We start from the raw sequence: 25046 nt of genomic DNA on the forward strand, positions 1-25046 counted from the left end.
TTATTGTTAATTACCACTGATAACTTACAAGTACTTTTGCATTTCGACCTTCTTGAGGAATACCTGCAGAAGAGTAATAAGTTTTATCAAATGCGTTACTCAGTACAAATGAGGTTGTTAATCCTTTTAATGAGGCATTACCTTCATAACGAAGGTAGAAATCATTAACGCCATAACCTGCTTGTTGGCGATTGGTTGGGCGATTAAAACGGTCATGTTTGGTAAAGTCCGTTTTTTTGGTAAATTGACCGACCCAACCCACAGAAAAATCGGTACTTGGTACAGGAACATCAAAGCGACTGGTTAATGTATCTGGCTCAATTGAGGTAATTGAGGCATTTGTCGCATTATCTTTTCCTTTGGTATGGTTATAAGCTAAATCCCAATTAAAGAATTTTGATTGATAGCTCATCGAAACATCCCATCCCCAAATAGTTGCTCTTGGAATATTTGTTGACTGTGTATATCCCTGAAAAATAGCAACATCTGCATCAATATAATCTTTTGCGCGAGTATTGAAATGGGCAGCTTTAATTTTCAGATTATCATTATTAGATAATAAGTCGTCGAATTGAAAACCGAATCCATATTCAGTGGTTGAATTGGTTTCAGGCTTTAAATTAGGATTTGGGCGCCAATAGTTTGTTGGTGCTCCAGGGAAAGGTGCATCAAAATGTTTCGCATCGTTATACATCTCACCTAAAGTTGGTGCTCTAAATGCTTGTGAGTAAGAGGTATAAAGCATTGACCAGTCGGTAGGTGTAATACTTATTGCACCTTTTGATGACCATTTGTCTGCGGTAATATCATCATAACGATCGTTTTGGCTCTTATATTTGTCAAAACGTGTTCCTAAAATTAGGGAGACAGGTAAATCACGTAAAGTGACTTCATCTTGTACCCAACCGGACATAAAACGGATATCGGCTTGTGGAAAACTTTCAGCATTTTGGCTTGGTGATTGTTTTTGTTTATAAACCTCGCCACCATAAGTAAAGCCATGTGATGCAAAGCTGTACGTACCCACTTGTGAGCGGTTTTCCAGTTTTACGCCATAGGTTTTTTGCTCTCGACCTTCAAATCCTTTTTGTATCGTTTTGGCATTGATATCAACTTCACTGTAATAAGCCTGTGTTTTCAAATTAATCCATTGTGAATCTGAAGGATCAAATTGATAGGTTAACTGAACATCTTTTTGTGTCGTGGTGCGATCAGTTTCTACGTTTGCAGATGTTGGGTCACTGGCAACTTGAGGATTTTTAGGTTGATTTGTATTGTTATGGTAATAGCGGAATTGCCCACTTAATGTGTTGCTATCATCAATTAACCAGCGTCCTTTAGAAAGGAGATTAATAATGGTTTCGTCATTTTGAGCGCGATAACCCCCACCGTAACGAGTATCACCTTTATCACGGGCTGATAATGCAACGAGTCCATCAAGGTTATCATGTCGGCCAAAAGCTGTTACACCAAGACCTTGGCTATGTTGTGCTGTATTACCAAGACCTGTAACACGTACGCCGCCTTGTTCGTTTTTTGAAAGTAGATCGCTTGCATCAACCGTATCGTAAGCGATAACACCGCCAAGGGCACCGCTACCGTATAAAAGAGCAGAAGGACCACGAATAACTTCAACTTGTTTTATAAGCAGAGGATCAACAAAAATACTGTCGATATGACCGGTGTCTGTTCCTTGGCGAACGCCATCTACAAGTGTCAGTATTCCATTTTTACTGTATCCACGCATACTGATGGTTTCACCATTAGTACGACCTGCGCCTGAAATTGAAATGCCAGGCACATGGCGAAGTAATTCAGAAGCACTTCCTGCTGTTTCTGACAACGCATTGTTATTTTTTATAACTGTTGACATCATAGGTAATGTAAAGCTATCACGCTCATTACCCGTCGCATAAACTGTAAGCACTTCTGTTTTTTTCTTCTCATTAGTTTGCGTCTTCTCTTGTGCAGATACACAAGCAGAAGAAACTGCAATTGCCAGCAAACTGAATTTAATCAATAGGGATGACTGAGACATGTAGATGGATCTCCGTTATTTAATGGGCTGTTAAATACAGCCCTTTGTTATGTAGATTATTGCTCCTCATCTACCAGCGATAACTGATGGACATTTTGATATTTCGACCTTCTTGTGGCACACCTAATGCTGAGAAATATTCTCGATTAAACGCATTGGCGAGCACTAACGCGGCTTGAATATCTTTATTGTTTTGAGATTGATAACTAATTGAAAAATCGTGAATACCATAGCCCGGATATTGGGTAATAAGTTCTTGCATTCGATTTGTGGTTTTGCCTTTTACATGAGGCGCTTGTCCTCGATGTGTACCTTTATTGGCAGTAGCACTAGCGAATTTTCCTGACCACCCTAATGAGAATGGGGTTTTAGTAACAGGAAGTTGAATAAAGGTCGTCAGTATTTCAGGGCGAACAGGCGAAATGGTTTCATGTGTGGTTAACTCAAGGGTATGAGTACGGTTATAACTTAAACCTAGAGAAATTAATGGGTGTGAATAACGCAGACTAAGATCAATACCTTCAATCATTGCTTCGGGAATATTAAATGCTTGGAGATTTAATTTACCCGCAAATGAACTTGAATGCCAAGGACCATAAGTAATGTAATCCTTTGATTTAGTATCAAAATAAGCTGCTTTTAAAATGAGTTTATCTTGTTGTGATAAAAGCTGTTTAAATGAGAAATCAGCGCCATATTCCCAAGTGCTATTTCTTTCAGGTTTTAAGTTTGGATTAGGCACCCAATGCGCATTAAAAAAACCCGCTTTAAAATGGAATGAATCATTAAACATTTCATTTAAAGTTGGCGCGCGAAACGCAGTTGAATAGGTAGAATAAAGTTGTAACCAACGTGTTGGTGTGAATGCTAACGTGATATTTTCAGTTGTTCCTCGATAACTCGATGTATGTTTTTCTGCTTGTAATGTTTTAGCCGAAAATTTACTGAAGAAAGGATCAAGTCCTTCACCAGGTATATTTTTGTAATAGTGATAACGTATACCCGTTGTGAGTGTGAGAGGGAGTGATGGTGTACTGAGAGAACTTTGCAACCAACCTGCGATATAATTCATTTTCGCTAAAGGAAAGTTTTTTGCTTCTTCATTTGATTGCATTTTCTGCTGATAAGCTTCTGTACCAATAATCACAGATTGATTGAATGTGTCAAACCAATTGATACTGGCATTATCTTCAAATTTAAGCCCGTAAGTTGATTGTGTACGTGCTTCGTATTTACCTATTTTACCTTGGATATTTTTTTTTAAATCTGACGTTGTTAATTTAGTATCCGTTAAAAAAGTTTGGTTAATATCAAACTGTGAATAGTAAAGATAAGTGGTTAAATCTAACCATGAGTTTGTATCAGAAGCATAGTGGTGAGTGAGCGCATAATTTTTTTGCTGAGTATCGCGCTGCATCTGGTTACTTTCATTCTTGCCAAATCCACCCATTCGATGCAAAACTTCTCGTTGTTCACCTGAATTATCATAATGGCGAGCTGAAATAATAAGCGTTTGATTTTCAGTTGGATAGAAATAGGCTTTTGCAAAGAAATTTTTAATATGCTCGTGATTTTCTAATTTATCACCATTAGCAAGACGAATAGGACCACGTTGACGTTGGCTATACGCAAATAAGCCTTCTGCAATATCGTGTCTTGCTGCAATAATGCCACCATAAGAAAAATGGCGATCTGCTGATGAAACTGAGCTAAATAGTTTTGCACCTAATTTTTTATCCGTACTTAATATAGATTGAGGATCAAGAGTATTAAACGCGACAACTCCCCCCATAGCACCAGCACCATGCAAAGTGGATGCAGAGCCGTGTTTTACATCAACACGTTTAATTAAAGCAGGATCAAGAAAGACACCACCTAAATTATTTATGGTGTTTTCTAGTGGTTGATAAATACCATCAACGAGGATCTTGACGCCTTTTTGATCGTATCCTCGCATCAGAATATTCGCGCCATTCGTGATACCCGTTCCTGATAACGTTACACCAGCAACATCTTTTAATATTTCTCCCGCAGTTGAAGCGGTTTGTGTTTTAGCTGAAGAAGCATCAATAACAGAGTGAAAATCTGAGGCTCGATCGTCGTTATAGCCAATAACAGTAAGAGAGTCCGTTCCTGTATTTTCAAGGTGTGCAGAGGTAATAGGGGAATACAGCAGACAAAGTGCTGTTGCTATACCTGAATATTTGAAATGTTTTTTCAGCATACACATACCATAAATATCCATAAAAAGTCCTTGTATATGGAGTTATTTAGCTGGCTGCCTAGCTGAGTCGATAGGTGGCTTGCACGTTATTGTCAAAAAAGATTATTTAGTCAGGATCAGTTTTCCTGCTTTTGTTTGACGTAGTTGATACAACTCTCCGTTATGTTGAATGTAAACCACGCCATCTTTGCCTAATAATTCAACGCTATTAATAGATTGAATTATTGAAGAATGAGAGTTCTGTCTGATTAAAGAACTCTCCAAATTATTAGCTTTTTTATTCATAATACACTAAGAGTAATAAGCGTTATCATTCTGATAATCATTATCGTTAACAAAAGTGTTTAGACAAGCTTTTTTTAACGTGAAAACGTAAATTTAAGTCATATTGTGAATCATTTGGGCGATGTGAAAGAGAAACTGAAGAAAAATCACACAAAGGATTAATAACCTGAATGACAAAAGGTATTTTTTTATAATGCTATCGTGATTAAGCGTTAAATATGCGATAGGGAAGAGGGAATATGTCTCACCAAAATGATGAGACATAATAATTAAAATAAATTAAATTTATATTCGATGATAACTTCTGACGAGAGCGTATTGGCGTGATGATATTTACCCTCAGTTAGAACAGGGGTTTTACCTTTCATTTGATAAGACCAACCAGGCCCAAACATTGCCCAAACAGTGAGATTTTTGAGTTTTGAATTAGTCGGAACCCAACGGCTGAATGTATTAATTTCACCTGTGCGAATATGATTACCTCGATAGTTAAATTGAGCAATATTACTTGCAATCCCAATGGCTAGCTCAGGAGTTAGGTTATAATCAGTCATCGTTGAAAGTACAATTTCACCATCACGCATATAATCATTTCCAGCAAACGCCATTGAAGTAAACGTACCTCGTGAGTTTTTACTCATTGCTCGAGGATAAAAACCCACTTCATTGGATTTATCTGCATTGGTATAACCTAATCCCCATTTAGTGCTCCAATTATCCGCCTGCCATTTACCATCTATGGCAAAATGCCAAGCATTATTATCAAAGTCACGTTTATTCGCAGGCATTATTTTATATTTATCTAAGGCCTGAGTTGCATAAATTTGTGTACCTATATTTAGCTCTTTTATAGGCTTTATATTTAAAAATAAGATATTTCGGCGTAGGTAATTATCGCTTTCACCATATCCATATTGTATATTTAGATTGTTACTTTTCCACAATAAATCACCACTAGCGATATGATTAATATATTTGCCACTATTGGTTTGAAATTGTTTTTTATCAGGTGAATTACGATCCATGGAGTTTTCAATATAAGCACCTCGTAATGTTAGTGCACCATAATTGATCGCTCCAGTCCAACCTGAATAAGTAGTTGGTGATAAACGTGTTGAATTAGAAATTACACCAAAATTTTTTATTGTCTGCCAACCCCAACGGGTACTAAAATTAATATCAGCAAGTTGATATTGTAATTTTATATTACGTTGACCAAATTTAGAGTAACCTTCGGCATTGTTTTTATTATTCCCTTCACCGCGATTATACAAAACGCCACGAGAATTAAAATAATCACTCGCACCCAATTTAACCGCCCCGTAATAAGCAACGTCAAAGCCGATAATATCAGCGAAATAACCAGATTTAAAATCAAGCCCAACGCCTTGTCCCCATGCATTATGGACACGGGTTTTACCTGTATCCTCTTCTTTTAAGTATTTCCAATAATTTTTTAATGATAGCGACATAGTAGATTGGCTAAATAAAGGATCTTCAAATACATTATTAATAAAAGTAGTTTCTTTGATATTATTTTCTGCTGTTTCAGCTAATGCTTTTATTGGATTAATTAATAAAAGTATGATGATACTTATCATCTTTATTTTCATAATATTCCCCGAGGTATAGGCGTAGTTACTCAAGCGAAAATATTTCGCCTGAATAACCATATTGAATAACTATATTTAATAACTACATTGAATGATTAGATATTAATTTTATTTTTTATCTAAAGACTGTTTTCCTAACTCGACATATTTTAATGTGCCAATTTCAGTTACAGTATATTGGCCATCTTTATAAATAATTTTAACAATAGCGGCATTAGAGAGTGGTTTATTTTTTGCAATATCATTAGTTAAATCAGAGATCATAATTTGCATTGCAATGCCCGATGAAATTGCCAGAATATTTTTATCACCACGTTCTTGGGCATTTTTAACAATGGTCTGAAGTGCAGCTTGAGTCCGTTCCTTTACTTGCTGATAATTCTCTGTCATTTTTTTAGGATCAGCTGCGGCTAACGCGTTTTGGTTTTTCTCTGCAGTGATGGTGCCAGCTTTCATTTGAGCAAATAAAGCCGCGCCATCTTTAAGGCCTAATTGTTTTGCACCTGCATCCGCCATATCTTTATTATATCCGCCTTCAAATCCACCAAAGAAAGCTTCGCGTAATCCATTAAGTTCATTTAATTTATAATTCTCGATACCCGCTTGTTTTAATATTACGCTCATTGTTTCACGTTGACGTCCAGCGTCGCTAGAATAAAAATTATCAAAAGGGATCCCTTTTAAACCCTCACCTAAATAACGAGCAACACGAATACCATCTTCTGTTAATGGCGAATCTACCCAACCTTGAACTCTATCAAAAGTATTTAGCAACGTTTTGCCATGACGAGCAAAATAGATAGTGATACCGTCATTTTCTTTAACATCCATAGCTGTTTCTGCAGCAAAACTGGTTGTTGTACTTATTGCTAAAATTAATGCTATAAGCCATTTTTTCATAATAATCCCCATAGAATGGTCTTTTTAATAAGCAAAAAAAAACCTACGCTAGAGAAATGAGACAAGACATAAATGGCATTATGCTTGTTCTATTTATCTTACGTAGGTTTCGCCTGTTTTTAACAGTAACAATCCAACATCGATAACGTTAGCACCAAATATAATAAAAAAACACACTATTTATGATTAGTATTAATAAGTGTGATCAAGTTCATATGATAATAATAAATTGGACATATTTTATTATTTATAAATAATAGATTGAATGTGGTGTTAGATTAAAATTTTTACTCTTATAGATAAGAAATAAAATTAAAAAATGAATAAATTAATCAATAATAAATAAAATGGTTTAATTGAGAAATAAATCTAATGAAAAAAACTTTTTGAGGCATAAAAATGATGTGAAACTCACACTTTTAAAATTTGTGATTTGAATAACGGTTCGGATTTGTTTACAGTAAAAGCGAGTTTACTGGATTGTTACTGCCAATGATATTGGTAGGCAAAACCTGATAAGACCATGAATTGTCATGGGACTATCGGGTTTTTTCATTTTTGGGGAAATAAAATGAAGATCGCAAAAATATTAAATAACAATGTGGTCATTGCCTTAAGTGAAAATAACCAAGAGCTCGTTGTTATGGGAAGGGGATTGGCGTTTCAAAAGAAAGTAAATGAAGACGTTGAACAAGATAAAATTGAGAAAATATTTGAGTTACGTAGCAACGAACTTATTTCTCGGTTAAGTGAGTTATTAAGCCACATTCCAATTTCTGTCATGAAAGTCTGCGATAGTATTATTTCTGTTGCTCGCTGCCAATTAGGAGAGCTTAATGAAAATATTTATATCGCGTTAACAGATCACTGCAATTATGCTATTGAAAGACAGAAAAAAGGCTTGGCTATTTCAAATACGATGATGTGGGAAATTCAGCGTTTATATCCTAAAGAGTATCGACTTGGATTAGAAGGATTAAAGCTGATTGAACAAGAGTTACAAGTAACATTACCGGTTGATGAAGCGGGATTTATCGCTCTTCACTTTGTTAATGCGCAATTAACGGGTGATATGCCAGCTGTGATGGAAACCATGACTATCATGCATGAAGTCATGAATATTGTTAAGTATCATTTTGATATTGAATATCAAGAAGATACTTTAGATTACCAAAGATTTGTTACGCATTTGAAGTTTTTTACCCACAGAATGATGAGTCGAGACACAGTGCCTAATGATGATATTTCTATGCATATTGTTATCAAAGAAAATTATCCGCTTTCTTGGTGCTGTGCAGAAAAAATAAGTCAGTTTTTACTGAATAAATATCAGCGCGAGTTAACGGATGAAGAGCGTATGTTTTTAGTGATCCATATTGAACGGATAAGAAAGAAACGACACGATTAATTGTTAAGGTATATTGTGTTGATATAAAAATATTAAATTAAAATGTGATGGATTGTTACTACCGATATTCGGTAGGCAAAACCTGATTTACTCTCATTTATTAATGGGGGTAGTCAGGTTTTTTTTTACATATTCATTGGTGGTTAAGCATTTCATTATTTAAGTCATAAAGGAATTGAGTATGGAATACCGAACATTAGCAGAACAGATCATTGATAATGTAGGTGGAAAAGGCAATATCGCCAGTGTTATACATTGTGCAACACGTTTGCGTTTTAAACTGGAAGATGACACTAAAGCCAATGCTGAAGTGTTAAAGCAGAACACAGGCATTATTACAGTCGTTGAAAGTGGAGGGCAATTTCAGGTTGTTATTGGTAATCATGTTAGTGAGGTTTATAAAGCGATTATTGCTCTTATCGGTGAAGTACAAAATAGAAATACTCAAAGTGAAAATAGCAGTAATAACAAAAAGAAAAAACGTAAGGATAATATCTTTAGCCATTTTATAGATATTGTTTCCAGTATTTTCACCCCAGTATTAGGGATCATGGCTGCGTCGGGGATTTTAAAAGGGCTATTATCATTAGTCGTCACTTTAAATTGGTTGTCAGCCTCAAGTGGAACTTATCAGATCCTATTTGCTGCAAGTGATTCACTATTCTATTTTTTCCCGCTTGTTTTAGGCTATACCGCGGGAAATAAATTTGGAGGAAATCCATTTTTAACTATGGCGATTGGTGGTGCATTAGTGCATCCGTTAATGCTTGCGGCATTTCAACAACAAACCACGGAATACTTTTTAGGTATTCCAGTCACATTTATTAATTACAGTGCGTCGGTTATTCCTATTATTTTTGCTGCGTGGGTGAGCTGTTTATTAGAAAAAAAATTAAACACTATTTTGCCTTCATCCATGAAAAATTTTATTTCTCCGTTATTGTGTCTATTAATTATTGTTCCGCTGACTTTTTTAGTTATAGGGCCTTTAGCAACATGGATAAGTTTGCTGATTGCAGACGGTTTCCAAGCTGTTTATAACGTAACACCTGTTGTGGCCGGTGCGATTATGGGGGCAATTTGGCAAGTGTGCGTTATTTTTGGTCTGCATTGGGGCATTATACCGATTAGTATTAATAATCTGAGTGTATTGGGTCAAGATGCGCTTGTACCTCTATTATTACCCGCAATTGCAGGACAAGTGGGCGCAACACTTGGGGTTTTCTGGGCAACTCGTGATACTAAATTACGTATTATGGCTGGTTCATCGGTAACAGCGGGTATCTTTGGTATTACTGAGCCCGCGGTGTATGGAGTGACTTTACCTCTGCGTCGACCTTTTATTTTTGCTTGTATTGGGGGGGGAATTGGTGGGGCGATTGTCGGTTATAGCAACACACTTACGTTTTCGTTTGGTCTGGTAAATATTTTCACTTTCACACAAATTATTCCTGCAACGGGAATTGATAGCACCGTCTGGGGTGCCATTATTGGCTCGTTAATTTCATTTGTTTTTGCGTGTATAGCAACGTGCTTATTTGGGTTGAAAAAGGAAAATAACGCAGAGTCTAGATCTTCTATTCAATTACCAGCAACGCCATTTAATAGCGCTGGGAAAAATCCAACGCAAGAAACTATTTTTTCACCGTTATCAGGTGTGGTGATCTTATTAAAAAACACACCAGATGAAACCTTTGCTAGTGGCTTATTAGGCGATGGCGTCGCCATTATTCCAAGTATTGGTGAGGTTTATGCGCCTTTTGATGGTGAAGTTGCGTCATTTTTTAAAACGGGTCATGCCTTGGGCTTATTAAGTGAGAAGGGTATCGAGTTATTTATTCATGTTGGAATTGATACCGTTAAGTTAGATGGAATGTATTTTTCACCGAAAGTTAAAGTAGGGGATAAATTTAAAACTGGCGACTTATTACTCACCTTTGATCGTAAAAAAATTCTTGAGGCTGGTTACGATTTAACAACCCCCGTTATTGTGAGTAATACCGATGATTACAGTTCAATTACTGGATTGGAATTAAATAAATCGATGAGTTCAGGTTCAGCGCTTATCAGCGTTAATTACAAATAAGGAGTTAACAATGAAAAAATTTCCTAATACATTCTTATGGGGTGGTGCTGTCGCCGCTAATCAAGTTGAAGGCGCTTATTTAACTGCGGGTAAAGGATTAAGTACTTCAGATGTTCAACCACAAGGTATTTTTGGTTCTGTGGTTGAAAGAACAAGAAATGGTTTTTGTATCAAAGATATTGCCATCGATTTTTATCATCAATATGAAAAAGATATCTCACTTTTTGCCGAAATGGGATTTACCTGTTTAAGAACCTCTATTGCGTGGAGTCGTATATTTCCATTGGGAAATGAATCTGAGCCTAATGAAGAGGGGCTGGCATTTTATGATCGTGTATTTGATGAAATGGCTAAATACAATATTCAGCCAATTATAACTTTATCTCATTATGAAATGCCTTATCATCTGGTAACAGAATATGGTGGTTGGGGAAATCGTAAAACTATCGAATTCTTTGAGCATTATGCCCGTAGTGTTTTTCAGCGTTATAAAAATAAAGTCAAACTTTGGCTCACCTTTAATGAAATTAACATGTCATTACATGCGCCAATGACGGGAGTTGGATTAGCGGGTGAAAGAACGCAATCAGAAATTTATCAAGCCATACATCATCAGTTAGTTGCCAGTGCCAGGGTAGTTAAAGCGTGTCATCAAATTATTCCAGATGCAAAAATCGGCAATATGTTATTGGGAGGCTTAGTTTATCCATTAACGTGCAAGCCAGATGATGTTTGGGAAGCTATGAACGAAAATCGTAAATGGCTATTTTTTGGTGATGTGCAATGTCGTGGTCAATATCCTTCTTATATGCTGCGTTATTTTAAAGATAATCATATTGATGTTGTGATAACGGATGAAGACCGTCAGGATCTCAAGCAAACTGTAGACTTTGTGTCATTTAGTTATTACATGACGGGTTGTATTACAGCAGATAAAGAAGAATATGAGATGAAGCGAGGGAATATTCTCAGTATGGTGCCAAATCCTTATTTAGAAAGCTCTGAATGGGGATGGCAAATCGATCCTAAAGGTATTCGCATCGTGCTTAATCTATTGTGGGATCGCTATCAAAGACCTTTATTTGTTGTGGAAAATGGGCTTGGTGCGATTGATAAAATTACGCCAGAAGGTGAAATCAATGATGATTACCGTATTCAATACATCAATGACCATCTGGTGCAAATTGGTGAAGCGATTGAAGATGGTATTGATGTAATGGGATACACCAGTTGGGGACCGATTGATTTAGTGAGTGCGTCAAAAGCCGAGATGTCTAAACGTTATGGTTTTATTTATGTGGATAGAGATGATCAAGGAAAAGGCTCATTAGAAAGAAAACGTAAAAAAAGTTTTTATTGGTATCAAAGTATTATTCAATCTCAAGGTGAATTATTGCGTTAACACAATTTTTTTGTGTGAATGACACAATAAAAAAGGAGAGCAGAGGCTCTCCTTTTTGCTATTTATTAGTATTTAGCTTATTGAAATCGACTTTCAACGGCTTGTGCTAATAATTCAAGAAGTTGTTCTGTGTCATTCCAGCTTAAACAAGGATCGGTGATAGATTGTCCGTAATTAAGCGGTTTATCTTGTATCACTTTTTGTGAACCTTCTTGTAAAAAACTTTCAGCCATCACGCCAACAATCGCTTGTGAGCCATCTTTAATTTGTTGACCAACATTTCTGGCTACTTCTAATTGACGACGATGAATTTTTTCACAGTTACCATGGCTAAAATCGATAATAAGATGCTCTGGTAAATCCACTTGTTTTAGTGCATCAACCGCATCAGCGATATCGCTTGCGTGATAATTCGGTTTTTTACCTCCACGCAGAATAATATGACCATAAGGATTACCACTGGTTTGGTAAATTGTCATACGGCCATTTTTATCTGGCGATAAGAAGGTGTGACCAACACGAGAGGCACGGATAGCATCAATCGCAATACGGGTATTACCATCAGTGCCATTTTTAAAGCCAACAGGGCAAGAAAGCGCAGAAGCCATTTCGCGATGAACTTGGCTTTCAGTCGTTCTAGCACCAATGGCGCCCCAACTAATTAAATCTGCAATATATTGGCCTGTGACCATATCGAGAAATTCAGTTGCAGTGGGTAAACCTAACGCATTTATTTCAATTAATAGCTTTCTTGCAAGGCGAATACCTTCGTTGACGTTGCAAGAGTTATCGAGGTAAGGATCAGAGATTAAACCTTTCCAGCCAATGACCGTACGTGGCTTTTCAAAGTAGGTTCTCATGACGATTTCTAAGCGGTTATGATAGCGTTCTTTTAGCTGATTAAGCTTAGTGGCGTACTCTTTGGCAGCTTTAGGATCATGAATAGAGCAAGGCCCTACAATCACTAATAGTCGCTTGTCTTCTCCGGTAAGGATCGCTTCAATGCGTTTACGTGCTGATGTGATATTTTGGATTATCTCATCAGAAATGGGGAACTCTTTTGCTAAGGTTTCTGGTGTTACCAGACTGTCTAAAGCCTTAGTCCGTAGTTCGTCTGTCTTTAACATAATTCATCTCAATAAATATACAGGGTAAGTCTACCCAGTGATTAAGATCACAATAAACGAAATTCAGCTAATTTCAACAGCGTTCACAGAGAAAAACGAATAAAAAAGTCGCCATAAAGGGTTAAAACATTCTTCTTGCTAATCCCATAGAATCAATTACCTTGGTTGAAATTTCTTCAACAGAATAATTCGTGGTGTTGAGATAAGGGATATTGTTTTTTCTAAAAAGTGCTTCTACTTCGGACAATTCAATTCTGCATTGACGAATAGAGGCATAACGGCTATTTTCGCGGCGTTCACCACGAATAGCGGCAAGACGTTCTGGCGCAATGGTTAAGCCAAATAATTTATGCTGATATTCTTTTAGTTCTGCGGGGAGTTTTAAGAAATCCATATCATCCGCAGTAAATGGATAGTTAGCTGCTTGAATACCAAATTGCATTGCTAAATAGAGGCTGGTGGGGGTTTTCCCGCAACGAGAAACACCAATTAAGATCACTTGTGCTTGATCGAGATTACGTAATGATATGCCATCATCATGGGAAAGAGTGTATTCGATGGCGGCAATACGAGCATCGTATTTACTAAGATTTTTTTCAGTCAGTCCATGAGTTTTATTTAATTTTGGCGATGCCTGGATCCCTACTTCTTTTTCAAGTGGTATTACGAGAGATTGCACAATATCCTGACAAAAACCTTCACTGCTATTTATTATCTGTTTAACTTCAGGACTGATAATAGAATAAAAAACAAGGGGCTTAACGCCACTCTTTTTATAAATTTCAGAGATTTTCTGTTTTATTTCTTCAGCTCTTTCCACAGTAGAAACAAAAGGTAATGTATAACTTTTCATTTTTAATGGAAATTGAGAAAGTACCGCATGGCCTAATACCTCTGCCGTAATCGCTGTACCATCAGAGATAAAAAAGACTGTTCTATCAATGGGTTCATTATTATCACAATTAATAGAATTCAAGCTTAATATCATAACGCTCACCTTTTTTTAGCTGAATTAGCAAATCAAACAATATTATCTAAAGCATTTTTAGTGATTATAAAGGATAAAAAAATAAAGTTTTCTGGTTGATCGATTCACCTTTCTATATTCAGCATCACATTGTGATACGCTTATTTCAGTTGTCGTTTTGACAGCGGGTTTTTCTTTTTTTCTCTCTCTCATAATTGTTTAAAAAAGGATTGTTCTCAATGTCCAGCAATAGCCTCACCCCGTGCAATGTGCTTTGGTATAACCAATTAGGTATGAATGACGTTGATCGTGTTGGTGGGAAAAATGCTTCCCTCGGTGAAATGATCACAAACCTAGCGGAACTGGGTGTTTCTGTTCCTAATGGGTTTGCTACCACAGCGCAAGCGTTTAATGATTTTCTGGAACAGAGCGGTATCAATCAGCGTATTTATGAATTGCTTGATAGCGTTGATGTTGATGATGTTAATCAACTGGCTCAAGCAGGTAATCAAATTCGCCAGTGGGTAATTGATACACCTTTTACGCCTCAGTTTGAAAAAGATATTCGCGATGCTTATCTCACATTAAGTGAAGGTGAATCTGAAGCTTCATTTGCCGTTCGTTCATCTGCGACTGCAGAAGATATGCCTGATGCTTCTTTTGCAGGTCAACAAGAGACGTTTTTAAACGTTCAAGGTATTGATGCCATACTCGTTGCAATCAAACATGTATTTGCCTCGTTATTTAACGATCGAGCAATCTCTTATCGTGTTCACCAAGGTTATGATCATCGTGGTGTTGCATTATCTGCGGGTGTTCAACGTATGGTGCGTTCTGATCTTGCTTCTTCAGGTGTGATGTTTACTATCGATACTGAATCTGGCTTTGATCAAGTTGTCTTTATTACATCAGCTTATGGTTTAGGTGAAATGGTAGTACAGGGGGCTGTTAACCCGGATGAGTTCTATGTACACAAGCCAACTTTAGCAAAAGGTTTACCTTCTATTGTTCGTCGTAATCTTGGCTCTAAAAAGATCCAAATGGTTTACGCGGATAGCGTTGAACATGGTAAACAAGTTCGTATCGAAGATACACCAGAGTCACTGCGCAATCGTTTCTCTTTGACTGATCATGAAGTTCAAGAGCTGGCTAAACAAGCTGTATTGATTGAACGTCACTATGGTCGTCCAATGGATATCGAATGGGCTAAAGATGGACATAATGGCCGTTTATACATTGTTCAGGCACGTCCAGAAACAGTTCGTTCTAACCAACAAGTTATGGAGCGCTATCAGTTAAATGAAAGTGGCTCTGTTATTATTGAAGGTCGTGCTATTGGTCATCGTATTGGTACAGGTGCCGTTAAAGTTATTCATAACTTAAGTGAGATGGATAGAATTGAAGCGGGTGATGTGCTGGTTACTGACATGACAGACCCAGATTGGGAACCTATCATGAAAAAAGCCTCTGCGATTGTAACTAACCGTGGTGGTAGAACATGTCACGCTGCAATTATTGCCCGTGAATTGGGTATTCCAGCTGTTGTAGGTTGTGGTGATGCAACAGAATGTATTGCTGAAGGAGAAGTTGTAACCGTTTCTTGTGCTGAAGGTGATACAGGATTTGTTTACGATGGCAAACTGGATTTTTCTATTCAAAGCTCCGCAATCGATAATATGCCTGAATTAGGGCTCAAAATTATGATGAACGTCGGCAATCCTGATCGTGCATTCGATTTTGCTGGCCTACCAAATGATGGTGTCGGTCTTGCGCGTTTAGAATTTATTATTAACCGCATGATTGGTGTGCATCCTCGTGCATTATTAGAGTATGACGACCAAACTGAAGCACTGAAAGCCGAAATCAATGAAATGATGGCGGGCTATGAATCTCCAGTTGAGTATTACATCAGTAAACTAACGGAAGGGATTGCAACATTAGCAGCGGCATTCTGGCCTAAACGCGTTATTGTTCGTTTATCTGACTTTAAATCTAACGAATATGCCAACTTAGTAGGGGGCGATCGTTATGAGCCAGATGAAGAGAACCCAATGCTAGGATTCCGTGGTGCGGGTCGTTATGTTTCTGACGATTTCCGTCGCTGCTTCTCCCTTGAGTGTGAAGCAGTCAAACGTGTTCGTAATGATATGGGTTTAGAAAATGTTGAAGTCATGATCCCATTTGTTCGTACTGTACGCCAAGCTGAAGAAGTGATTGACGAATTAGCGGCAAACGGTCTGAAACGAGGTGAGAACGGCTTAAAAGTCATTATGATGTGTGAAATTCCATCAAATGCCTTATTAGCGGATAAATTCTTAGAACACTTTGATGGTTTTTCTATCGGCTCTAACGACATGACCCAATTAACATTAGGTCTTGACCGAGATTCAGGTGTGGTTTCTGCACTGTTTGATGAACGCAATGATGCAGTGAAAGCCTTATTATCAATGGCAATCCAAGCCGCAAAACGTAATGGAAAATATGTGGGTATTTGTGGTCAAGGACCTTCTGATCATGAAGATTTCGCACAATGGCTAATGGAAGAGGGAATTGATAGTTTATCGTTAAACCCAGATACCGTAATTAAAACTTGGGTAAAATTAGCACAATAGAATTAATATCATCGTTATAAATAAAAAGCTCACAATATTATGTGAGCTTTTTTTATACAATTATTAAATAATAGGCAAAAAAAAAGCCTATCATGGGCTGACAGGCAAAGACTACACACAGCAATATTTTATATTCTTTAATCCCGCCAATTAATCTATTAATATGAACGGCGAAATTATTAATTCGATGAAACATTTGTTTCGTTGATATTTATATTAAGAGAAATGCGTTAATTATGCTCTAAGAATTATCTCAATAAAAAGAATATTGGTTTATTTAAAATTGAATATAACTTGCTGGTAACAAACAGGTTTAAAAAAATGTAATTTGTTTCAAGATGTAAGTTTTAATATAGAAATATAATGATTTATTCCTAAATTGATAATCTTTATTAAACTTTGCTCTGTTATTTTTAGAGCATGTAAGTAGCTACACTTACATGCTCCATTATTATTTATTCTTTTTCGATAAAGTTTTTATTCATAAATTCTACTGTTTCAGTTAAATCAGGATTAGGTTTTGGTACTTCATTAATCCATGCATTTAATAAACTATGTGCAACAGCGAGAACAACAGGGCCAATAAATAAACCAATCATACCTAATGTTAAAATCCCACCAATAACGCCTGTGAGAATTAATACCATAGGCAAATCGGCACCCATCTTGATTAAATAAGGTCGTAATACGCCATCCATTGTTGCAACAACACCACCCCAAATCACCATGACAATGCCCCAAGTGGTATCACCCGTCCAAAATAGCCATAAAATTGAAGGGATCAATACTAATAAAGGACCTAATTGAGCAAGGCAGCAAATAAACATAAGGACGGTTAATACGGTAGCATAAGGTACGCCAGATACAGCAAGGCCGATACCACCAACAATAGCCTGAATTAAGGCAGTTAAAACCACACCTAATGCAACGGCGCGAATAGACATAGATGCAAGTAAGATTGCGGCATCCCCGCGTTGGCCTGCTAAGCGAATAGCAAAATGACGCAACCAAGAAACGACATTTTCACCTTGTAAAAACAGTAAGCCAGAAAATAACAACATCACCCCCAAATGTAGGGCAAATCGACCAATATTTAAGGCTTGAGCAAAAAACCAGTTTGCAGCTTGCCCAACATAAGGTTGGATTTTTGAGATTAGCGCATTACCCCCTGAGACAAGAATAGAGTGCCATGTATCATAAAGCTTACTCCCTATCATAGGGACATCGTTAAGCCATAATAATTGCGGTGGTTGAATATTCGATGGTGATTTCGCTAATTCAATTAAGGGGGCACTATTATCAATGACGCTACTAATTAATAAGATAATAGGGATAACGAAGATCAGTAATATCAAAATCATCATTATCATGGTTGATAGCCAACGATATTTTACCCGTTTTTCAATAATAAGAAGTAAAGGCCACGTTGCTACAACAATCATTCCAGCCCAAATGAAACCCACAATAAAGGGGTTTAGGATCCAAAAACTGGCGATAATAAAAAAAGAAATAAAAAGAACAGTGAATAAAACTTTGGGTATATCTGTATGGATCTGCGGTTTTTCCATGGTTTTAAATCCCTACACGAATAAAAATGCTAGAAGCAGATGAATAAACATTGCAAATATCACGTTGTTTATATCACTACGCAATTTGCCAGAATTGTATGATAAGGTGAACAGGTATCGGTCTGAAAGTACAAAATGAGGCAAAGTACCTCTTAGCATACATTTCAACATCTAAAATTAAGCAATGTGGACTATTAGATTAAAGAGCTATAACAAATGATCCCACGTATATCGCAAGCACCGCAAGTCAGTGAACTCACAACAGAATTTCTTGATACCCTTCGAAAAAACGGTTTTACCGGTGATATCTCCAGCAGTTACGCTGACAGACTCACTATGGCAACAGATAATAGTATTTACCAGTTATTGCCACAGGCGGTTGTTTTTCCTCGCTCAACAGCCGATGTAACTATTATTGCTCGCTTAGTTGATGAACCTCGATTTCATTCTCTTTCTCTGACTCCAAGAGGAGGAGGAACAGGGACTAATGGACAGGCTTTAACAGATGGCATTGTCGTCGATTTATCTCGCTATATGAAACGTATTATCGAGATAAACCCAGAAGAACGTTGGGTAAAAGTGGAAGCTGGTGTCATTAAAGATGAATTAAACCTCTTTTTAAAACCGTATGGCTTCTTTTTTGCACCTGAGCTATCTACCAGTAACCGCGCCACATTAGGCGGAATGATCAATACCGATGCATCAGGGCAAGGTTCAATGGTTTATGGTAAAACCTCTGATCACGTTCTCGGTGTTAGAGCAGTTTTATTAGGTGGTGAACTGCTTGAAACGCGGGCTATGGATACCGCGTTAGCAGAAAATATTGCCCAAGAGAGCTCTGCGATCGGTAAAGTTTATCGTACCGTTTTATCTCGTTGCAAAGAGCAGCGAAAGCTTATTCTTGAAAAATTTCCTAAATTAAATCGCTTTTTAACTGGGTATGATTTACGTCATGTTTTTAGTGATGACATGAAACGATTTGATTTAACAAGAATTTTAACAGGCTCCGAAGGAACACTTGCGTTTATTACTGAGGCAACGCTGGATATCACGCCAATTCCTAAACAGCGCAGTCTAGTCAATGTAAAATACGATTCTTTTGACTCAGCATTACGTAATGCACCTTTCTTAGTTAAAGCGAATGCACTTTCTGTTGAAACTGTTGATTCCAAAGTCTTAAATCTTGCTCGTGAAGATATTGTGTGGCACTCCGTCAAAGAGTTGATCACTGATATCCCTGATAAAGATATGCAAGGCCTTAATATTGTTGAATTTGCAGGTGATGATGAAAATCTTATCGCTTCACAAGTCGCATCATTATGCCAACGCTTAGATTTATTAATGAAAGAAGGTCAGAGTGGTGTTATCGGTTATCAAGTCTGTGAAGATCTGGCAGATATAAACCGTATTTATGCCATGCGTAAAAAAGCGGTTGGTTTATTAGGTAATGCAAAAGGGCAAGCAAAGCCAATTCCTTTTGTAGAAGATACCTGTGTGCCACCAGAGCATCTTGCTGATTATATTACAGAATTTAGAGCATTACTTGACAGCCATCAGCTCAATTATGGCATGTTTGGACATGTTGACGCAGGCGTATTGCACGTAAGACCTGCGCTTGATATGTGTGATCCACAACAAGAATTATTGATGAAATCCATCTCAGATGACATTGTCACGTTAACAGCCAAATATGGTGGGTTACTCTGGGGGGAACATGGAAAAGGCTTTAGAGCGCAATACAGCCCCGAATTTTTCGGTGAAACGCTCTATCATGAACTGCGTCAAATCAAAACGGTGTTCGATCCTCGAAATAGACTGAATCCTGGGAAAATATGCCCTCCATTAGAGGTCGATGAACCTATGAAGCAGGTTGATACTATCAAACGAGGTACTTTTGATCGCACAATTCCTTTATCTGTGCGTCAAGATTTTAAAGGTGCATTAGATTGTAATGGTAATGGACTTTGCTTTAACTTTGATGCCAAAAGCCCAATGTGTCCTTCAATGAAAATCAGTGGGCAACGCATTCATTCGCCGAAAGGACGAGCGGCACTTGTAAGAGAGTGGCTACGCTTATTAACAGAGCAAGGCGTTAGCCCAAAACAACTTGAATCTAGCCTAGAAAATAACAAACCTAGCTTAAGAGGTTTAATCGAGAAAACACGTAATACTTGGAAAGCCAAACGTGGCGAATATGACTTTTCTCATGAAGTTAAAGCTGCAATGAACGGTTGTTTGGCTTGTAAAGCTTGTTCAACGCAATGTCCGATTAAAATTGATGTACCATCGTTTCGTTCTAAGTTTACTGAACTTTATCACCAGCGTTATTTACGTCCGTTAAAAGACCATATTGTTGCTAATGTTGAATTAACAACGCCGATTATGGCAAAAGCACCGGGATTCTTTAACTTTTTTATGAAGCAACCGTTGGTGCAATCGTTAAGTAAACACGCTATTGGTATGGTCGATTTACCTTTATTGTCATCACCGACATTAAAACAGCAATTGGCTGGGCATAAAGCGTTAGATATGACGTTAGAAGACTTAGAGCGGTTATCTGAAAAGCAACGTAGTCATCATGTGCTGGTGGTTCAAGATCCTTTCACCAGTTATTACGATGCGAAAGTCGTCGCTGATTTTATCAAACTGATTGAAAAAATTGGATTTAAGCCCGTTTTATTGCCATTCTCACCTAACGGTAAAGCACAGCATATTAAAGGTTTTTTACAGCAATTTAGTAAAACGGCGCAAAAAACCTCAACCATGCTTAATCGTGTTGCAAAATTAGGTATCCCTATGGTGGGAGTCGATCCTGCATTAGTGCTTTGTTATCGTGATGAATATCGTGAAATACTGGGTGATAAACGTGGGGATTTTAATGTTCAACTTGTTCATGAATGGCTAAGTAAATTGGTATCTGAGCCAATAGCAGTTCGCGATGATGCTGAAAAATGGTATCTTTTTGGGCACTGTACAGAAGTGACGGCGCTACCACAAAGTATGAAACAGTGGCAGGCTATTTTCCAACGTTATGGGCAGCAACTCGAATTTGTGAGCACGGGATGTTGTGGAATGGCAGGTACTTATGGACATGAACTAAATAATTATGAAAACTCGTTGGGCATTTATCAACTCTCATGGGGTAATGTATTAAAAACATTACCAACAATGCGTTGTTTAAGCACCGGTTACTCTTGTCGTAGTCAAGTGAAACGTATTGATAATATTGAGCTAAAACACCCACTACAGGCACTTTTGGAGATTATGCCATGATATGGAAACGTGAAACGACACTCGAGCATCTTAATCATATTGGGCAAAATAATATGATGAGTCATCTAGGTATTGAATTGACCTGCCTTGGTGATGATTATCTTGAAGGAACAATGCCGGTTGATCATCGTACTAAGCAGCCTTTGGGGCTTTTGCATGGTGGTGCTTCTGTTGTTTTAGCTGAAACATTGGGCTCTGTTGCGGGTTATCTTTGTACTGAAGGCGAACAGAAAATTGTGGGCTTAGAAATTAACGCTAACCACATTCGTTCTGCTAGAGACGGCAAGGTAAGAGGTGTATGCAAACCTATTCATTTAGGGCGCTCACACCAAGTCTGGTCAATAGAAATATTTGATGATGAAGGTCGTCAAGTGTGTATTTCTAGATTAACAACATCTGTTATTTCTTAAAGAATAAAAAAGACATATGCACAAAGTGAAATACTCGCTTTGTGCGTTTTTTTATGTTTATAGATAATGTCAAAAAGAATAAAAATAGAGAGAAAATAGAATTATTTCTTTATTTAGATTTTATTTTTAATGATAATCATTATCTTCATAATAAAAGATAAGACGATCAATAATGTTAACTATTTCTAAATTCAACACTACAGTATTATTAATTGCAGGTTTATTAATCAGCGGATGCGATAATAATTCTACCTCTGAAACGAGTAATGATATAAGTAATATTCCAGTACAAACTATTTCTGGCTTTAATATGGCTTATCCCACTTCATTTACAATGAGCAGAGAAGATACTGAAAATTATTTTAAATCATTACCAGATAATATTCAGGACGTCACAACAGAAATGATGGTTTATAAATCAGAACCTATTTGTGATTTGACAGAAGTTCGTCTGGTTTATTTTAAAATGATTGATGCAATGAGTTACGATGTGGATGCAGGAGCACAAGGCATAGTTGATAATATTGCGATAATAGATGGTATGAATGAAACATCCACATCGATAAAACCATTAACTATCCCAAATGTGGAAAGCCGACATGTCTTTTTTGAAGGGGAATACGCAAAAGAGAATGTGAGCTATGAAGGTGTTTTAGCGGCTGATCTTAAAACGAACCGAGTATGGCAATTACAATTGATTAGCAACTTCAATAGCCAATCGAACAAACAAAAAAACAGTCAAATCCTTGAATGTACAAACAAATATATTCAAACCATCACTATCAGTAAATAAGTTCAAAGAGCACACAATCCAATAAGAGGTCATCACATAAGTGGTGCTATCTTATCCTTCATAATAAGCATAAAAGTGAATGTGAACAGAGCTAATAGGCTGTAATGTAAAAACACATTTTTATGCTTTTTTCTCTAAATTTCAGTGATAACATATAAAGTGTATTTATATTGCAACTTATATGCGTATTGTGCGAAATATAAGAAAAATTAAAAGTTTTATTTTTTGTAATGAAAGAGCAGAAAAGTGTTATATTACATTGTGTTAACATTAATTGTTAACAAGGTGATCTCAAAAATAGAACAAAAAATACACATTTATAGAATATCCTTTCAAAAGACATGGTTGAAGTGATAAGGGTTATCATTACCATTAGTGTCAGGAAAGATATCAATCTCCTTTCGAAATGAGGTCAGAAATGACAAACAACGTTGAAACTTTTTCTCTTAATGACACACCTTGGCAAGGCATTGTATTAACGGATAATGCAGCAAAGCATATCTGCCATTTAGTTGAGAAAAACCCAGAAAAACAAGGGCTTTCCTTAAGTATTAAACCCTCTGGTTGTACAGGGTATGGTTATGTTATTGAACTCGCTACTGCCCCAAATGATGATGATCTTGTTTATGAACATAATGGAGCAAAACTCTTTGTCTCATTAAAAGCAATGCCATTTATCGATGGGTTGGTTGTTGATTATGTTCGTGAAGGACTTAATCAAATGTTTAAATTTAATAATCCTAAAGCTCAAAACGTCTGCGGATGTGGTGAGAGCTTCGGGGTATAACATAGTGAAGTCAGATTATGTCTCAGAGCAATGTTGAAATTGGTGATGAAGTTCAGGGATGGCTAAGCGATCACCACTATAAAGAAGGTTTTTATACCGATATCTCAACCGATACCTTAGAAAAAGGATTAAACGAAGCGGTTGTACGTGCAATATCGGCAAAAAGAAACGAACCAGAGTGGATGCTGGAATTTCGTTTAGATGCTTATCGCCATTGGTTAGAAATGGAAGAGCCTCATTGGCTAAAAGCAGATTATCCATCGCTTAATTATCAAGATTATAGCTATTATTCAGCGCCATCTTGTAGTTCATGTTGCGCTAATGGCAGTTGTGCTGGTGGCGCGAATGAAGCGGTTACGAGTGATAAACAAGCCACGCAAGATTATTTAACCAAAGAAGTTGAAGATGCTTTTAACCAACTCGGTGTGCCTGTAAGAGAAGGGCAAGCCGTTGCTGTTGATGCTATTTTTGATTCTGTTTCCGTTTCAACAACATATCGTGAAGAGCTTGCTGAACATGGCATTATCTTCTGTTCATTTAGCGAAGCTATTCAAGAATATCCTGATTTAGTGCGCCAATATTTAGGCACCGTTGTATCAAGCCATGATAACTACTTTGCTGCATTAAACGCTGCGGTCGCATCTGATGGTACTTTTGTTTATATTCCAAAAGGGGTTCGTTGCCCAATGGAATTATCGACTTATTTTCGTATTAATGCGGCTCAAACAGGTCAATTTGAACGAACTATTTTGGTTGCTGATGAAGGTAGTTACGTTAGTTATATCGAAGGTTGTTCAGCACCTGTTCGTGATAGCTATCAGCTTCATGCCGCTGTGGTTGAAGTTATTATCCATAAAGATGCCGAAGTAAAATACTCTACTGTGCAAAACTGGTTCTCTGGTGGCGATAGTGAAGGCGGCATTCTTAATTTTGTGACTAAACGTGCTATTTGCGAAGGCGAAAACGCCAAAATGTCATGGACGCAATCAGAAACCGGTTCTGCGATCACATGGAAATATCCAAGTGTGATTTTAAAAGGGGATAATTCAAGCGCTGAATTTTTCTCTGTTGCCTTAACCAATGGCAATCAACAAGCAGATACGGGCACTAAGATGATCCATATCGGCAAAAATACCAAATCAACCATTATCTCTAAAGGTATTTCTGCAGGTAAAAGCCAAAACAGTTACCGTGGACTCGTAAAAGTACTCCCTAGTGCGCAAAATGCCCGTAACTTTACCCAATGTGATTCCATGTTAATTGGTACGCAGTGCGGTGCGCATACTTTCCCTTATGTTGAAGTAATGAACAACTCAGCACAGCTTGAACACGAAGCGACAACGTCACGTATTGGTGAGGATCAGTTGTTCTATTGTCGTCAGCGTGGATTAAGCGAAGATGATGCAATCTCAATGATTGTAAACGGATTTTGTAAAGATGTGTTCTCAGAATTACCGCTGGAATTTGCTGTGGAAGCACAAAAATTATTAGCTATCAGCTTAGAACATAGCGTCGGTTAACTATTAACCAAATTCTGAGTATAAAGATACCGA

General features: G+C 37.2%; 17 protein-coding genes. 9 read left to right on the plus strand and 8 right to left on the minus strand.

The window, feature by feature from the left end; all coding sequences use genetic code 11:
* Nucleotides 1-10 precede the first annotated feature (10 nt).
* The 5 genes from JEP36_RS01910 to JEP36_RS01930 all read right to left on the minus strand — a co-directional run bounded on the left by JEP36_RS01910 (nt 11) and on the right by JEP36_RS01930 (nt 7060).
* A complete protein-coding gene (locus JEP36_RS01910; protein WP_198619623.1) occupies nt 11-2038 on the minus strand; it encodes a TonB-dependent hemoglobin/transferrin/lactoferrin family receptor in 2028 nt (675 codons plus the stop codon).
* Nucleotides 2039-2108: 70 nt separating this feature from the next.
* A complete protein-coding gene (locus JEP36_RS01915) occupies nt 2109-4283 on the minus strand; it encodes a TonB-dependent receptor domain-containing protein (RefSeq protein ID WP_198625561.1) in 2175 nt (724 codons plus the stop codon).
* Between the two features lie 81 nt (nt 4284-4364).
* The gene (gene hemP, locus JEP36_RS01920) at nt 4365-4547 is read right to left on the minus strand and encodes a hemin uptake protein HemP (RefSeq protein WP_198619621.1); all 183 of its coding nucleotides are present in this window, start codon (nt 4545-4547) and stop codon (nt 4365-4367) included.
* A gap of 269 nt (nt 4548-4816) precedes the next feature.
* Nucleotides 4817-6160, minus strand: a complete 1344-nt coding sequence (locus JEP36_RS01925) for an OprD family outer membrane porin (RefSeq protein ID WP_198619620.1) — start codon at nt 6158-6160, stop codon at nt 4817-4819.
* A gap of 108 nt (nt 6161-6268) precedes the next feature.
* A complete protein-coding gene (locus JEP36_RS01930) occupies nt 6269-7060 on the minus strand; it encodes a histidine phosphatase family protein (protein ID WP_198625563.1) in 792 nt (263 codons plus the stop codon).
* 571 nt (nt 7061-7631) lie between these two features.
* On the opposite strand from JEP36_RS01930, the gene licT reads away from it, so the two are divergent.
* The 3 genes from licT to JEP36_RS01945 all read left to right on the plus strand — a co-directional run bounded on the left by licT (nt 7632) and on the right by JEP36_RS01945 (nt 11956).
* Nucleotides 7632-8468, plus strand: a complete 837-nt coding sequence (gene licT / locus JEP36_RS01935) for a BglG family transcription antiterminator LicT (RefSeq protein WP_198629815.1) — start codon at nt 7632-7634, stop codon at nt 8466-8468.
* Between the two features lie 181 nt (nt 8469-8649).
* Complete coding sequence (gene bglF / locus JEP36_RS01940; protein ID WP_198629816.1) at nt 8650-10554, plus strand: PTS beta-glucoside transporter subunit IIABC; 1905 nt, start codon at nt 8650-8652, stop codon at nt 10552-10554.
* 10 nt (nt 10555-10564) lie between these two features.
* Nucleotides 10565-11956 carry a glycoside hydrolase family 1 protein gene (locus JEP36_RS01945; protein ID WP_198629817.1) on the plus strand — a complete coding sequence of 464 codons (1392 nt, stop codon included), beginning with the start codon at nt 10565-10567 and terminating at the stop codon, nt 11954-11956.
* 77 nt (nt 11957-12033) lie between these two features.
* On the opposite strand, the gene JEP36_RS01950 is transcribed toward JEP36_RS01945, so the two are convergent.
* A complete protein-coding gene (locus JEP36_RS01950) occupies nt 12034-13083 on the minus strand; it encodes a 3-deoxy-7-phosphoheptulonate synthase (RefSeq protein WP_198629818.1) in 1050 nt (349 codons plus the stop codon).
* Between the two features lie 121 nt (nt 13084-13204).
* A complete protein-coding gene (gene ppsR, locus JEP36_RS01955) occupies nt 13205-14071 on the minus strand; it encodes a posphoenolpyruvate synthetase regulatory kinase/phosphorylase PpsR (protein ID WP_198619614.1) in 867 nt (288 codons plus the stop codon).
* A gap of 218 nt (nt 14072-14289) precedes the next feature.
* Between ppsR and ppsA the strand changes: the two genes are divergently transcribed.
* On the plus strand, nt 14290-16662 hold the full coding sequence (gene ppsA, locus JEP36_RS01960; protein WP_198619613.1) for a phosphoenolpyruvate synthase: 2373 nt from the start codon (nt 14290-14292) through the stop codon (nt 16660-16662).
* Nucleotides 16663-17117: 455 nt separating this feature from the next.
* Here ppsA and ydiK read toward each other — a convergent pair whose 3' ends face one another.
* Complete coding sequence (ydiK, locus tag JEP36_RS01965; RefSeq protein WP_198619612.1) at nt 17118-18230, minus strand: AI-2E family transporter YdiK; 1113 nt, start codon at nt 18228-18230, stop codon at nt 17118-17120.
* Between the two features lie 216 nt (nt 18231-18446).
* On the opposite strand from ydiK, the gene ydiJ reads away from it, so the two are divergent.
* The 5 genes from ydiJ (at nt 18447) to sufB (ending at nt 25013) form a co-directional block, all read left to right on the plus strand.
* Nucleotides 18447-21503: a D-2-hydroxyglutarate dehydrogenase YdiJ gene (ydiJ, locus tag JEP36_RS01970; protein ID WP_198625568.1), complete on the plus strand. Its 3057-nt coding sequence runs from the start codon at nt 18447-18449 to the stop codon at nt 21501-21503.
* Complete coding sequence (gene menI / locus JEP36_RS01975; RefSeq protein WP_109372431.1) at nt 21500-21913, plus strand: 1,4-dihydroxy-2-naphthoyl-CoA hydrolase; 414 nt, start codon at nt 21500-21502, stop codon at nt 21911-21913. The genes ydiJ and menI overlap by 4 nt, the downstream gene beginning before the upstream one ends.
* A gap of 172 nt (nt 21914-22085) precedes the next feature.
* On the plus strand, nt 22086-22706 hold the full coding sequence (locus JEP36_RS01980; protein ID WP_198619610.1) for a hypothetical protein: 621 nt from the start codon (nt 22086-22088) through the stop codon (nt 22704-22706).
* A 418-nt stretch (nt 22707-23124) separates the two neighbouring features.
* Nucleotides 23125-23493, plus strand: a complete 369-nt coding sequence (gene sufA / locus JEP36_RS01985; RefSeq protein WP_198625569.1) for a Fe-S cluster assembly scaffold SufA — start codon at nt 23125-23127, stop codon at nt 23491-23493.
* Nucleotides 23494-23510: 17 nt separating this feature from the next.
* Complete coding sequence (gene sufB / locus JEP36_RS01990; protein WP_198619609.1) at nt 23511-25013, plus strand: Fe-S cluster assembly protein SufB; 1503 nt, start codon at nt 23511-23513, stop codon at nt 25011-25013.
* Nucleotides 25014-25046: the final 33 nt, after the last annotated feature.

This window comes from Proteus sp. PR00208, from assembly GCF_016238545.1.
Taxonomy (GTDB): Bacteria; Pseudomonadota; Gammaproteobacteria; order Enterobacterales; family Enterobacteriaceae; genus Proteus.